This is a genomic window from Dolichospermum sp. UHCC 0352 (assembly GCF_009711925.1).
GTDB lineage: Bacteria > Cyanobacteriota > Cyanobacteriia > Cyanobacteriales > Nostocaceae > Dolichospermum > Dolichospermum lemmermannii.
This window is the reverse complement of record NZ_VIKY01000290.1, coordinates 1-14,724: the sequence shown is the minus strand read 5'-3', so window position 1 is coordinate 14,724 and position 14,724 is coordinate 1. Positions and strand designations below refer to the sequence as shown.

The following is a 14,724-nucleotide window of genomic DNA, read 5'->3' as shown; positions in this document are numbered from 1 at the left end:
ATAAATACACTCTTAATTCTCTCCGTGCCTCTGCGTCTCTGCGTGAAAAAATCTAATCTTTGACTATTTGTCGAGGTAGAATTGTTCCTTTAGCGCCAATCATGCGATTATAAATTTGTCCTTGATGACCATAGGTAATCACATCTGTAACCACCGATGATTCTGTCTTTGATTGCACTTCACAAGTCACATAAAATGTCTCACCAAAAGGCACTTTTGCAAATTGTTCAAAGTTCTTAATTTCTGATGGTAAACATCCAACTTGATGAAAATGTTGTGTCCAAATCCAGAGAGAATGAATCTGGACATCTGCTATGTAGGAATTGAATGTTTGCACTGGGAATTGTCCCTGTTGTTGTGCTGTGGGTTCTGGTAAGTAGCATTCAATCGTTATCTGACTAGGGCTGGTATTTAAAACTGATTTTACACCTTGAAAGGTGACTCCATGAAATAGGCTAGAAGCATTTACTTGATATAATTCTTGATTGGTTTTGAGGAGATTTTCATCCTGATTAAAGTTCAGGTTTCCATAATTAGGAGGTGTGGGGATTTCTCGTTTGAGAATTAGATTTGTGCTGAAATGATAGCGGACTTTTCCGTCTGATGTCTTACTACTAATTTTAGCAGCAAATTCTATTTTCTGATTTTCATGTTTTGCAAGTTCTTGAATTTCTAAAACATACTCATTTGTTGAGGTTTCATCAAAAACTATGCCTTTTAAAACTTTGAAATTGGGAGAACCGAAGGCTGTAAATCCAGGATAGAGTTGTTCACAAGCATTAGTCATCCATAATAACCCACAGGTGGCAGGAAGTACGGGACGACCGAGGATAACATGATCATGTAAAAATGGGTTTTCTGCTAATGTTAATTGGCGGTTAATTCGATAGGTTTTTAGCTCATTAGATAAGGTTGCAGGAACATAAGTTAAGGGACTACCAATCACTAATTGAACTGTGTCTTGATTAGCGGTAGTTAGTTCATTAACTAATATTTGTGTTCCTGTCTCTACGGGAATAACTTCAATTCCTCTTTCTGCAAAAGCTTTCTTTAGTTCTGATGATACCATGCCACTTTCCCAGGGACCCCAGTTAATAGCCATGACATGACAATTGGGGTAATTATGTTTAATTAAATGGGCAGATTTGTTCAGGATTTCATTGGCTATGGCATAATCTGATTGTCCCACATTGCCATAAAATCCTACCACGGAAGAAAACAAAACTAAATATTCCAATTGACTCGCTGGTACACACCGCAGAAGATTTTCTAAACCTTTAACTTTAGCTGCATAAACATTTTCAAAATCCTGAATTGATTTTTTTTCAATGCGTTTATCAGCTAAGTTTCCTGCACCATGAATTATGCCAGTTATCGCCCCAAAACGTTCAATTACATCTGCAAGTTTTGATTCTAGTAATACTGTGTCGGTAATATCTACACTCAGATATTCTGCTTTTCCTCCTGCTTGTTCAATGGCTTTAAGAGTACTTTGAATTTCTCGCTGTGAGGAAATTGCTTGATACTTTTTCTGTACCATTATTGGTGTTGCTTTTTCCCCTTGGGCTTGGAAATTTTCTAAAATTCGCTGTTTTAATTCTGCTTCATTTTCGCAATTTTCTGCCCAAACTGGTTCAGGTTCTGGACTGGAACGCCCTAAAAGAATAAATTTACATTGATATTGCTGGGCGATTTTAATGACACATTGGGCTGTGATTCCTTTTGCACCACCACTAACTAGAAAAACTTGATCTTTGGTAATCTCTCTTTGAGAATTAGTAGTTGGTAATGGGCTGAAGTCTGCAATTAAAGTGACTCTTCCTTTTTTGCTATATCCTACTTCTTGAATTAACAAGTTTGAATCATGAATTTCCGCGAGGATATGTTTTACAGATGTTTCTGGATCTATTTCTGGATTTAAGTCAAGGGAACGACAAAATACATTTTCCCATTCTTGATTAATACTCTTGCTAAGTCCGAATAATCCTCCGGAAATTGCACTAAAATCATGGGTTTCTCCTAATCCAAATTCACCATCTAAACGCGCAACGTTAATAAAACAACTGCGGCCAAATTTTGCGGCTTTGTTGAGTGGTTCTTTCAGGTATTTAGCGATTAAGAAGACGTGACGCAGAATGGATTTATCTATGTCTAATGGTGTTGCTGGGTGGAGATGAATAAATGCAGCTACGGTACCATAATTATCAGCAATCTGTTCTAACTGTTGTTGTAAATTTTCTTCATTCCAATCAGTTAAAACTACTCTATTGATTCCTTTATGAATATTTGAATCAATTCCAGGGAAACTTAAAACTACAGTTTTCCAACCTTTAGCTGTCAAACTTTCTGCTAATTTTTCAGTAGTAGAAGAACCATCATCAGTTATTAATACAATGTGGTTTTCAGGAAGAGAAAATTCTAAACTATCAGGTGTGGGAAGTTGCTGTAATTTGGCAATACTGCGGCGGATATTTGGCAGAAATGTGGTTGTTGTGATCTCTACTATTTCTTCAGTCAATAAATTAGAAATTCCCTGGGCTTGTTGCTGCATATAAGTGGCAATTTCGGCCAAAGTTCTCAATTCTCCAATTTCTTCGAGGTTGGGTTTAGGTAAGTCGGGATATAGTTCTAATAAACCTCCTAAAATTTCTACCCGTTTGATAGAATCAATTCCCAAATCTGCTTCCATATCCATTGACAGTTCTAACATTTCTACTGGGTAGCCTGTTTTATCACTGACAACTGTTAACAGAATATCGCTTAAATCTGCGGGAATTTCTACTTCTGCTTTTTGTTCTTCAATTTCAGGTGTGGATGTTATTAATTCCGGTTGAGGAACTTCTACTAATACCTCTGTGGTAATAATTGCGGTTGATGTTTCTATCTGTTGATTTAAGACATCTGAAACTAAAGTTTGCATATATTCGGCAATTTGTTCCAAAGTTCTTAATTGTCCCAATTCTTCGGGGTTGGGTTTAGGTAAATCGGGATATATTTCTAATAAACCTCCTAAAATTTCGACTCGTTTGATAGAATCAATTCCTAAATCTGCTTCCATATCCATTGACAGTTCTAACATTTCTACTGGGTAGCCTGTTTTATCACTGACAACGTTTAGTAGAGTTTGACTAAGGGTGGCTTTATCTATATTTGGGATGATTTTTTCTTCACGCAGAGGCGCGGAGGTACAGAGAGGAAGAGGTGGAGATAAGTCGGTTTTTTCATCGTTTTCTAAGTCTTGTTGAATTTGGGGAGAAAAAGTGGGTTGAGGATGATTTACATAATTGATGACTTTATTTTCTGAAGTCAGTAAATGAAAATGTTTTTGCAGAAGTTGAAAGTAATTTTGGGTATATTCATGTTGATATTTGAGATATTGTTCATGAATGCGGAGGGTATCACCTTGATGATCATGAAACCGCATCATGTTCTGTTCAGAATTGGAAATTGCTAGTTGCTGAGTTTGAGATTGATGTTCTGTAGGTTCATTATTTCCCAATAATGAATACTGCTGCTGCATTAATTGAGAAAATGTCTTTGTGTATTCTGTTTGATTTTGCAAAGATTGTTCATGAACATGGATAATGTCCCGTTGTTGCTGACTAAATTCTGTGATGAAATTTTCTAAGCTGTGAATAACTTTTTCAGAATTTTGAGGGTGAATTTCTACTTTTTCTAATTTACTGTTGAGTGAAGTTGGAGGCTTTTCGTTACCCTGTGGTTGATGATTTCCGTTAAATGAAGTTGGAGGCTTTTCGTTACCCTGTGGTTGATGATTTTCGTTAAATGAAGTTGGGTAATTTTCGTTAATTGTTGGTTGGGAAGATATCACCCCTACATGATGACCATTTTCTAAGGCTTTCGCAAAGGCTTTTTGAGTTCTTTCGGTAATATTGGTACTATTTAACCGCACATTCAAAACTTTTTGTTGAGGAATTTCGGGAATTTTAGTTACGACTTGATAGGGATCTAAATTTTGCAAAGATAACCCAGCTACCTGCAATTGAACTATGGCTTGTCGAAGAGTTTTGTCGCTATTTTTGGTATGATTTGGATTTACAGCTATAGCTATATGGGGTTGATCATTTAAAATCTCCTTTACCAAATTTGTAAGCACATTTTTAGGACCAAATTCCACAAAACAATAACCACCAGCAGCATAAATATTTTCAATCTCCTGCTGAAATAATACCTGATTGAACAATTGTTCTTTGAGGATTTTTTGGATAGCGTGGGGTTCTTGAGGATAACAGCCACCTGTAACATTAGTATAAACGGGAATTTGTGCTTCGTTGAAATTTACTTTTTCAACAGCTTGGGCAAAAGGTTTTTGAGCATGAGATACTAATGGTGTATGAAATGCTGCGGAAACTCCTAATAAAAAAGTAGTAAAACCTTGTTTTTTGAGAATATCTTGGACTTGACTAATTTCCTCTTTCTTCCCAGCTAATACTATTTGGTGCTGAGAATTTTTATTAGCAACTGCTACCTGGGGAAACTTTTTAATTACTGCCGTTATCTGCTGAATATCTCCTTTAACGGCTAACATTCCTCCAGCATCAAAATTGGGATTTGCCGGTGCAGCCATAGCTTGTCCTCTAGCTTTTGCTAAGAACAAATAATCTTCTTCATTTAATACACCTGCAACCCACAAAGCTGTTAATTCACCAAAGCTATGACCAGCAACAAAATCAGGTTTAAATCCAGCTTGTTGCAAAATTTTATATAAACCCGCACTAAATACTCCAATTGCTGGTTGTGCATATTCAGTTTTTTGCAACGTTGCTAACTGAACTTGCTTTTGTGCTTCATCAAAAACAGGCTGAGGAAATACTACCGTTGACAAGGGCTGTAACCCGTCCTCACACAAAAGGCTATCCATGTGCGTATAGGTTTGGCGCAAGCAGGGAAAATTCATCACCAACTCCCGCCCCATTTCTAAGTATTGTGAACCTTGTCCAGAAAACAAAGCCACTACTTTACTTGTCGGATTTATCCCCTTTTGACGGTAGTAAATCCCTTGAGGATGTTCCCAGGATTCGGCTTCAGGCTTCTGTTTTAGCCCTGCAATCGCAATTTTTAGTAATTCCTCAGCTTGCGCTAAATCATTAGCTACAAAGCCCACTCTGGCATAATTAACGGGAATTTTCCTGGTTTGAGAATCAGTAACTAATTGTTGATAGTGTCTTTCTTTACCCTCAATCTGTAATTGTTGCTGGATTTGTTGACAACGAGATAACAACTCTGAAGAGGTGGGGGCAAATAGCAGTAAGGATTCTGGCCTATGGTGTAAACGGTAAGGGTGATGATGTTCATGCTCGTATTCTTCCAGGACAACGTGATAATTTGTACCACCAAAGCCAAAAGCACTGACTCCTGCCCTTCTTGGTTGGGTAGGATGACTTACCCAAGGTCTAGTTTCCGTATTTAAATAAAATGGCGAGTTCTCAATATTCAGTTTAGGATGGGGTTTACTGACATTGATCGTCGGTGGTAAGACTTTGTGGTGCAACGCTAAAGCCGCTTTGATGAGACTAGCTGCACCAGCCGCCGCCTTAGTATGTCCAATTTGAGATTTGACAGTTCCCAAAGCAATATGCTGTTTTTTCGGGTTATTTTCGCCAAAAACGCTGGTAATAGATGTAAATTCTGTAGGATCTCCTACCATCGTTCCCGTACCATGTGCTTCGATTAATCCTACACTAGCAGGGGAAACACCTGCATCTGTATAGGCACGAACCAAAGAACTAATTTGTCCTTCTGCGCGAGGTGCGTAAATACTTTTATACTTGCCATCGCTAGAACTGCCCATCCCTTTAATGACTGCATAGATGCGATCGCCATCTCGTTGGGCATCTTCTAGGCGTTTAAGTACCAGCATTCCCACGCCTTCGCCTAATAGCATTCCATCTGCATCAGTATCAAAGGGTCTTACCTTTTCTCCAGGGGAAACAGCAGGGGTTTTACTGAAGCACATATAGGCGAAAATTGAGTTATCCGTATCCACCCCGCCAGTTATCATCATGTCAGCGCGATGTTCCACTAACTCGCTAATAGCCATTCTTAATGCACCCAAAGAACTCGCACAGGCTGCATCCACTACGCAATTCATTCCGCCCAAATCCAGACGGTTGGCGATACGTCCAGAAATCACATTAGCTAACATTCCGGGGAAGGCATTTTCGTCCCATTGCACATATCCACTTTTGAGTTTTTCAATAATTTTCTGGCTATCTTCGTCTGATAAACCACTATTTTTGAGAACTTTTTTCCAAAGTGGATCTTGCAATCTTGCACCTAAAGGAACAGCCAATTGTCTACCAATTGCTACTCCTAATATTACTCCTGTTCGTTCGTGATTAAATTGGCGAGATGTCCCATAACCAGCATCTTCTAATGCCTCTTTTGCCACTACCAAACCGAGTAATTGAGAAATATCTGTCACCTCCAAAATATTAGGAGGTAAGCCAAATTCCATGGGATTAAAATCAATATCTGGTAAAAAACCACCCCGTTTACAATAGGTCTTATCCGCTGCTTTGGGGTCAGGATCATAATAATCATCTATTTGCCAACGGGAAGCCGGAACATCAGTAATACAATCCACTTTCTGAATAATATTTTCCCAGTATTCCTGTAAATTCTTCGCCTGGGGAAAAATAGAAGCCATCCCAACAATTGCTACATTAGTTGTTCGCAATTTAGCATTAATTTCATTTTTCATCTTTGTGGTATCAGGCATATTTTTTTTAACCTTTATCATCTTGAGTACAGACTTTTCACAGTTACTAATTTCAGATTGCAACTGTGCAAAAGCAGCTTCAAATTTGGAAGCAGCCATGATCATATTTCCCTCTTTTGATCGAGCAATATAGAGGTGAATAGCAGCTTGTTTTTTGACTAAATTAAACTAAGCTAGAATTGATTTTCATTCTTAACAGTATTGAAATCTGAACTCGACATAAATTATTGATAAATATTGTGGCGATTAAATATGAAATAGTCTGATTAATCCTCCAGACTATAAATTAAATTTCCGCCTATATTAATCTGAGTTTGGTGACAACCCTATTGCAACTCATAAGCAACTTACGTGCAACTTTATAAAAGTCTTGCAGATGTAAAATTGATAGAGTCGTCGCAGAAATATCTTTGCTTATCCAATACACTAATTATTATCTAAGTTTTAGCCATTTTGACAAAAGTTGCATAGAGATTGCATATTATTAGTTCCAACTTATTGAAAACTTTATTTTACAATAACTAAGAATAACAAATTCTCTGGATAAAAATAGAATGTGCAATATGTAATTATTGTTCATTAGTTTCTAATGCTAAATAGTTATTTTTTACATCTATCTCCAGAAATATTTTTTCACCTTTGTAAAATAGATCACTATTAAATATATCTCAGGAGTTAAAAATATATTTTTTCATCAACTTAAGTCCTAAATTTGAGATAATGCAAAATTAGTAATCCTCTATTTAAAGAATTAAAAATTTGAGGCTTGCGATTTTTACAAATCCCAGATAGTGCGATAAACAAGGTTCTATGAAACAATCTGTTGCATATAGGTTGAAATTCTCAAAAAATAAGTTTACTCTAAATTATTAAATCAGGGAAATTTAGACTGTGAATTTCAAACAGTCTTCGAGCATAAAATTAGTCAATTAAACGTTATTGCATTATTTGGCTTCTGCAATATTGGAATTACAAAAACTACAAGGAATTGCTGGCATGAGACTATCTGAATTAGATCCACTCATCCCGCTGAATGAGTTACGAGAACAACTCCTCAAATTACCAAAAGGTTACTCATTTCATGAAGATGAATTAGTAGATTTTCTATCACGGAGAAGATGGCCTGAAAGCAATCGTCGAATTGATAGAACCACATTCTGGCGGTGGCGGAATGACAACGCTATTGAACATCAAAAAATCTTCAGTCGCTTGGATCTTCTGAAACTTTGTCAAATTTGTGATCATTATCGAGTAGACGGAACCCGCAGCGAATATTTGGCAATCATGCGGAAGAAAAAAGAGAAAGAGGTTGTGTTAAATAAATAAAATTTTGATCATGGTAATTGGTAATAGTCAGCAACTAATTACCAATTACCTGGCAGAATTTTAGTATTTAAGTATTTTATGTAACTTTCCATTTAGTCAACCAAAGTAAAGAATTTTTGATTAGTTGTATTTTGTTGGATATTAAGGTTATCAATTAATCCAGTTCAGTTAATTATGTAGGTTGAGTTGACGGCAGGAAACCCAACAAAATGATTGATAATGTTGGGTGGTGCTGTCACTTAATCCAACCTACTTTTTTCTTAACTGAACCAGATAAGGTTATCAAGAGATGCTATCAAGTGTAATGGCTTTTCTGTCTCTAATTTAGAGTCAGAAATATTGTCATATTTCCTAATTTAAAAGACAAAATTATGGTACACAAAGAAAAGCACTCATTCACAAAACCTATGAGTTTGTGGCCGATAATGTTAGGAAGTGCTGGAGTTATAGCTACTAGCATAATATCTATCTATAGCCTTTCATATTTTCAGAAAACGTCTAAATCATCCCCGACCATATCTTCTATTTCTCCCATTTCAGCCCCTACTATTACTGCTGTTGCTGCTTTAGGGCGTTTAGAACCCCAAGGAGAAGTAATTCGTCTCTCCGCACCTAATTCTCAAACAGGGATAAGAGTTAATCAACTCCTAGTTAAAAAAGGAGATAAAATTCGTCAAGGACAATTAGTAGCAATTCTTGATAATTATATACCTAATCTTGCAGCTTTAGAAAAAGCAAACCGACAAGTAGAAGTTAGTCGAGCGAATCTTCAACAAGTAGAAGCAGGGGCAAAAGGAGGGGATATTTCAGCCCAAAAAGCCACAATTTCTCGTTTAGAAGCTGATTTACGAGGATCAGTTTCTACTCAAAAAGCTACAATTTCTCGTTTAGAAGCTGAACTAAAAAATTCAGAAACCGAAAATCAACGCTATCAGAAATTATATCAAGATGGTGCTATTTCTGCTTCTGATGCAGATACTAAAAGATTACGCCGGGATACTGTGCAACAACAACTTAATGAAGCTAATGCTAGTCTAAAACGAACTATAGAAACTTTGCAAAAACAGTTAACTGAATCTCAAGCTAGACTTAATAGTATTGCCGAAATTCGCCCCACAGATGTGCAACTAGCTCAAGCAAATGTAAAAAGTGCTATAGCATCTGTTCAACAAGCTCAAGCCGAGCTAAATTTAAGTTCTATCCGTTCCCCTATTGATGCTCAAGTTCTAAAAATTAATACTTGGCCAGGAGAAATAATTGGCAATAAAGGCATAGTAGAACTAGGACAAACTCAACAAATGTATGTAGTTGCAGAAGTCTACGAAACTGATATTAAAAAAGTTCGTTTAGGTCAATCAGTAACTATCACCAGTGAGGCTTTTAGCGGAAAATTAAAGGGAACTGTCGCAGATATTGGTTTACAAATTGGTAGACAAAATATCTTCAATACTAATCCCGGTTCAGATACAGATAACAAAATAGTTGATGTGAAAATTCGCATTGACAACTCGGCAGATAATCAACGAGTTTCTAGTTTAACTAATTTACAGGTACAGGCACTTATTAAAATATAACAAAGTCTGAACTATGATTTGTCTGATTAATTTGATTTGGATGATTTATATAGCGGTATGCACTTGAATGAGATACATCATAGTCCCCTCCTCGCTTGCGGGGTGGGGTGCATTTATATAAGGAATAGGAGGTAAAACATGATTTTAAATATACCTTTGCCTTGGCTACAATTGATCAAACAAAAAGTGCGCTTTTTTGTAGCATTGGCTGGGATTGCTTTTATTTCTGTGTTGATGTTTATGCAAATTGGGTTTCAGGATGCTCTTTATTCTAGTGCTACTCAAGTCCATAAACACCTGCGAGGTGATTTGTTTTTAATTAGTTCCCAATATAAATCTTTGACTTCTACTCAAAGCTTTCCTCGTAGTCGTTTATATCAAATATTAGGTTTTAACGGCATAGAATCTGTTGAACCTTTATATGTCCAATTTGCTAAACTCAAAAATCCCATTAATGGCCGCAAATATCCTATTTACATTCTAGGATTTGATCCGGTAAAATCTATCTTTACATTACCAGAAGTAGATCAAGATTTTCAATTACTAAAAATTCCTGATCAAGTATTTTTTGACCGCGCAGCCCGGCCAGAATTTGGACCAATTGCTGAATATTTTCAAAAAAATCAGCCTATAGGTATGGAAATATTTAGTTATTTGGGAACTATTGGTTATAAGGTTAAAGTTAGTGGTTTATTTACTCTTGGTCCTTCCTTTGGTGTGGATGGTAATTTAATAGTCAGTTCTTCTACTTTTTTTAAAATCTTTCCAGAACATAGATCAAATCAAATAGATATAGGCTTAATTCATCTAAAACCTAATGTTAACCCCCAAACAATTCTCACAACTTTATCTAATAGTTTACCAAAAGATGTCACGGTAATGACACGCCAAGAATTTATTGACTTTGAAAAAAGCTATTGGACATTAAGAACACCAATTGGATTTGTATTTAATTTAATGGTAATGATGGGTTTTGTGGTTGGTGTAATTGTTGTTTATCAAATCCTTTATAGTAATATATCAACTCATTTTGTCCAATTTGCGACACTTAAAGCTATGGGATTTAGAAATAAATATCTTTTAAATGTCGTATTTCAGCAAGCTATAATTTTAGCTGTCTTGGGTTTTATTCCTGGTTTTGCTATCTCTCTAGGGCTATATGATATTGCTAAAGATGCAACTAAATTACCAATTGTTATGGATTTAAGTAAGGGATCATTAGTATTCACTTCTGTGATTATTATGTGCTTAACTTCTGGTTTCTTTTCTACCAATAAACTCCGTAAAGTAGATCCAGCAGAAATCTTTAATTAACTAATAATGCAATATTTACCTGATGCCAATATTTTGAAAATCACAAATCTTAATCATTACTTTGGTCATAGTAAATTACGAACTCAAACTTTGTTTGATATTAATTTAACTATCAAAGCTGGAGAAATTGTGATTATGACTGGACCATCTGGTTCAGGAAAAACTACTTTATTAACATTAATTGGTGGTTTGCGTTCTGTCCAAGAGGGAAGTTTAAAATTTAATGGACAGGAATTATTAGGTGCTAGTAATGAAGAATTAGTCCAGGTACGGCGACAAATTGGCTATATTTTTCAAGCTCATAATTTACTAGATTTCCTCACAGCTATGCAAAATGTGCAAATGTCTTTGGAATTACAACGCAATATTTCTCAATGGGAATCTTATATCCAATCAGAAACAATGCTCCAGGCTGTGAAATTGGGAGATAGAATTAATTATTACCCCTCCGATCTTTCCGGGGGACAAAAGCAACGAGTAGCCATTGCGCGGGCTTTGGTGAGTCATCCTAAGTTAGTCTTAGCTGATGAACCTACGGCGGCTTTAGATAGTAAATCAGGAAGAGATGTGGTTAATTTAATGCAGCAATTAGCAAAAGAACAAGATTGCACCATTTTAATTGTTACCCACGATAACCGAATTTTAGATATTGCTGACAGAATCATTAATATGGAAGATGGTTATTTAATCCAACATGATTGATTTATTTAGATCCCCGACTTCTTGAAGAAGTCGGGGATCTAGTAGTTATAGTAAACTAGCAGAATTAACATCTAAAAATAAAGTAGCTTGGGGTTGTTGACGTAAAATAGAAGCTGGACAATTAGTAGTGATATTTCCTGTTAACAGAGTTTTAACTACTTGGGCTTTTCTGGTTGCTGGTGCTAAACAAATTATTTTTTTAGCATGACAAATCATGGGAATAGTCACAGTAAATGCGTATTGAGGAACATCTGCTAAATTGGCAAAATATGCTGTATTTACTTGTTGTTGACGGTTAACATGATCCAGTTTGACAAGTTTAACTTTAGCAGGATCTTGAAAATCTGCCACCGCTGGATCATTAAATGCTAAATGTCCATTTTCCCCAATACCTAAAAAACATAGGTCAATAGGTTGATTTTCTAAGAGTCGAGTATAGCGATCGCATTCGGCTATTGGTTGTAATGTATCCCCTGCTATATAATAAAATTGTTGGGGACACACCTTTTCTTCGACCCGTTCCCGCAAATAACGCCGAAAACTAGCAGGATGATCGGATGTAATTCCCAAATATTCATCTAAATGAAATAAAATTATCCGTGACCAATCTATTCCCTCTAAAGCAATTAAAGCCTCCAAAAATCGAATTTGGGAATTTCCCGTAGCTAATAAAATCGCAACTGTATCCTGTTTATCAAGCAGATTTTGTAAATATTGATGTGTGATTGTAGCCACACTTTCTGACATTTCCATTTCAGAAGCATAAACCTCTACCAATAGATGATCAACATAAAAAGATTTGCTAGGTTCTATCATTTGTTTACTCCCAATTACTAATTATCAATTATAAAAAAAGACAGGCAAAAAGCCTGTCAAATAGCTGATGATTTAGCAAAGAATTTGTCAGTATCCTCAACCCTGATTGTTGTAATCAATCAAATAAATCAAATCAATCACACAAATCATAGTTATGATTTAGAAATTCATTTCCGCAGCTTGAACTTTTTCTACTTGTTTCTTCTTGAGAACTAGCATTACTTGTGCCAACATCACCAAACAGATAAAAGCAACCAACCATGCAACTCTAGAAGAATCTTGCAACACAATTTCTGCATCTTTTTGACCAAAACCACCAACATTGGGGTTGTTAGTCAAAGCATCACCAATTGTAACTACTTGTCCTTGAGTCACAATTAGTTCAGGACCAGCAGGAACTGTATCTGTAACAACATCACCAGTTGCAGTTGTGATACTAATCAGATTCTTAACGTTACCGTCCTCATCTTCTGTTTTAGCAATTTTGCTAATTGTACCGGCAGCAGAAGCGTTGAATGCGTTATTATTGCTCTTTTCACCTGTGGGGTAAACTTGTCCACGGCCACGATTACCGCCTACATGAACAGAGTATTTGCCAAAGTGGATATTTTTGTCTGTAGCGGGGTTAGGAGAAAGAATAGGGAAGACAATTTCTTGATATTCTTCACCAGGTAATGGACCAACAATGACAACATTATCTGTACTGTCGTTGTAAGGAGTGAATGTCATATCACCCACTTCTGCCTTGAGTTCTTCAGAAATGCGATCTTCTGGGGCAATCTTGAAGCCTTGAGGCAACATTAGTACAGCACCAACATTTAAGCCCACCTTAGAACCATCAGCACCCACTTGTTGCACAGTGGCATCGTAGGGAATCTTGACAACGGCTTTAAATACAGTGTCAGGAAGCACAGATTGGGGAATTTCCACTTCTGTGGGTTTAGCTGCTAGGTGACAGTTAGCGCAAACAATTCGACCCGTTGCTTCGCGGGGGGTTGCAGGAGCGGTTTCTTGCGCCCAGAAAGGATAGGCAGCAGCAGTTTGTGGGACGGCTATATCGCTAGTGAAGAAAAAAGTCACAGTAGCGATCGCTATAAGCAATGTATTAACCATTGCTTTAGCAGTGCGAGTTAACCTCGCAGGTGTAAGGGCATTTCTCATCTCTATAAAGTCATTTGTCAGTGGTCAGTTGTCAGTTGTCAGTTGTCATTGGTCAGTAGTCAGTAGTCAAGAGTTGATTAAAAGCCCTAGATTGTTGACTTGAGACTAATAACTTTTGCACTATTTAAGCCCACCAAGCGGCATCCCCAGTGCGGAAATCGGTTTCTGTCCAAGGTGTTAACAGAATTTTGTCGTCTGCCACTTTGGCATGGGCTAGAGGCAAGGATTTTGGTGCAGGACCGCGAATTACTTTACCAGTAGCGTCATATTGTGAACCATGACAAGGGCATTTAAACTTATTTTCAGCCACATTCCAAGGGACAACACAACCTAAGTGGGTACAAATAGCATTAATCCCGTAGTCAGCGATCGCTTCTTTACTTTCCACTACAATATAGGTAGGATCTCCCTTGAGTCCTTGTACCAAACTGCGACCGCCCACATTATGGCTGTCTAGAAATTGACTAACACTAACATCATTACCCAATTCATTCTTGGCTACTGTACCGCCACCAGCACCACCGCTAGAAGGAGGAATAAAGTAGCTAACAACAGGGTACAATGCACCCAACGCCACTCCGGTAACAGTCCCAAAAGTGAGTAGGTTCATAAACTGACGACGACCCATATCGGGAACATCTGCTGATTCAGAAAATTGAGCCATAATCTCCGCGCTGTTTGTGTAATTTATTAATCATTTTGACAAGAGTACCAGCACAAGAGCCACTCTTATCTGAATCGAAATCATAACGCTCACAGCGATACCCTAATTCTCAGTTGCAAGACATAGTGAGCATCTTTATCTGTTAGCATTACATTTCTTTATATCCTTATCATACTGGAGTCACGGAACTTAATATCATAACTAAATGTAAAATCTAGATAAGCTCAGGGAATAGGGAATAGGGAACAGGGAACAGAAGGAAACTTCTTAACAACGGACAACGGTACGGGCGAAGCATTTGGAGAACTATTTTTGGCAATGACCGATAATTTATCTTCCAAATGCTTCGCCCCTACTGACAACGGACAACGAACAACTGACAACGGACAACGAACAACGAACAACTGTACGGGCGAAGCATTTGG

At 37.0% G+C, this 14,724-nt stretch carries 8 protein-coding genes and 1 pseudogene; 4 read left to right on the top strand and 5 right to left on the bottom strand.

Translation table 11 applies throughout. The annotated features are described in order from the left end of the window. Nucleotides 1-52 precede the first annotated feature (52 nt). A complete protein-coding gene (locus FJR06_RS21100; RefSeq protein WP_168652212.1) occupies nucleotides 53-6,841 on the bottom strand; it encodes a type I polyketide synthase in 6,789 nt (2,262 codons plus the stop codon). An 897-nt stretch (nucleotides 6,842-7,738) separates the two neighbouring features. Here FJR06_RS21100 and FJR06_RS21095 point away from each other — a divergent pair. The 4 genes from FJR06_RS21095 (at nucleotide 7,739) to FJR06_RS21080 (ending at nucleotide 11,658) form a co-directional block, all read left to right on the top strand. Next, nucleotides 7,739-8,068, top strand: coding sequence for a hypothetical protein (locus tag FJR06_RS21095; RefSeq protein ID WP_015078582.1), 330 nt, complete (start codon nucleotides 7,739-7,741; stop codon nucleotides 8,066-8,068). Between the two features lie 371 nt (nucleotides 8,069-8,439). Further along, entirely contained in the window at nucleotides 8,440-9,642 is a 1,203-nt protein-coding gene (locus FJR06_RS21090) for an ABC exporter membrane fusion protein (RefSeq protein ID WP_168632282.1), read from the top strand. Between the two features lie 138 nt (nucleotides 9,643-9,780). Continuing rightward, nucleotides 9,781-10,956, top strand: a complete 1,176-nt coding sequence (devC, locus tag FJR06_RS21085) for an ABC transporter permease DevC (RefSeq protein ID WP_168652211.1) — start codon at nucleotides 9,781-9,783, stop codon at nucleotides 10,954-10,956. A gap of 6 nt (nucleotides 10,957-10,962) precedes the next feature. Then, nucleotides 10,963-11,658 (top strand): DevA family ABC transporter ATP-binding protein, encoded by a 696-nt coding sequence (locus FJR06_RS21080; protein ID WP_015078579.1) that lies wholly within the window; start codon nucleotides 10,963-10,965, stop codon nucleotides 11,656-11,658. 45 nt (nucleotides 11,659-11,703) lie between these two features. Here the strand turns inward: FJR06_RS21080 and FJR06_RS21075 are convergent, their stop codons facing one another. From FJR06_RS21075 to FJR06_RS21060, 4 genes and pseudogenes are all read right to left on the bottom strand, one after another. Next, nucleotides 11,704-12,474, bottom strand: coding sequence for a glucosamine-6-phosphate deaminase (locus FJR06_RS21075; protein ID WP_168652210.1), 771 nt, complete (start codon nucleotides 12,472-12,474; stop codon nucleotides 11,704-11,706). A 159-nt stretch (nucleotides 12,475-12,633) separates the two neighbouring features. After that, nucleotides 12,634-13,635, bottom strand: coding sequence for a cytochrome f (petA, locus tag FJR06_RS21070; protein ID WP_015078577.1), 1,002 nt, complete (start codon nucleotides 13,633-13,635; stop codon nucleotides 12,634-12,636). 124 nt (nucleotides 13,636-13,759) lie between these two features. Beyond that, the gene (gene petC / locus FJR06_RS21065) at nucleotides 13,760-14,299 is read right to left on the bottom strand and encodes a cytochrome b6-f complex iron-sulfur subunit (RefSeq protein WP_015078576.1); all 540 of its coding nucleotides are present in this window, start codon (nucleotides 14,297-14,299) and stop codon (nucleotides 13,760-13,762) included. Between the two features lie 224 nt (nucleotides 14,300-14,523). Further along, nucleotides 14,524-14,724, bottom strand: a pseudogene (locus FJR06_RS21060) (hypothetical protein); the annotation flags it as partial.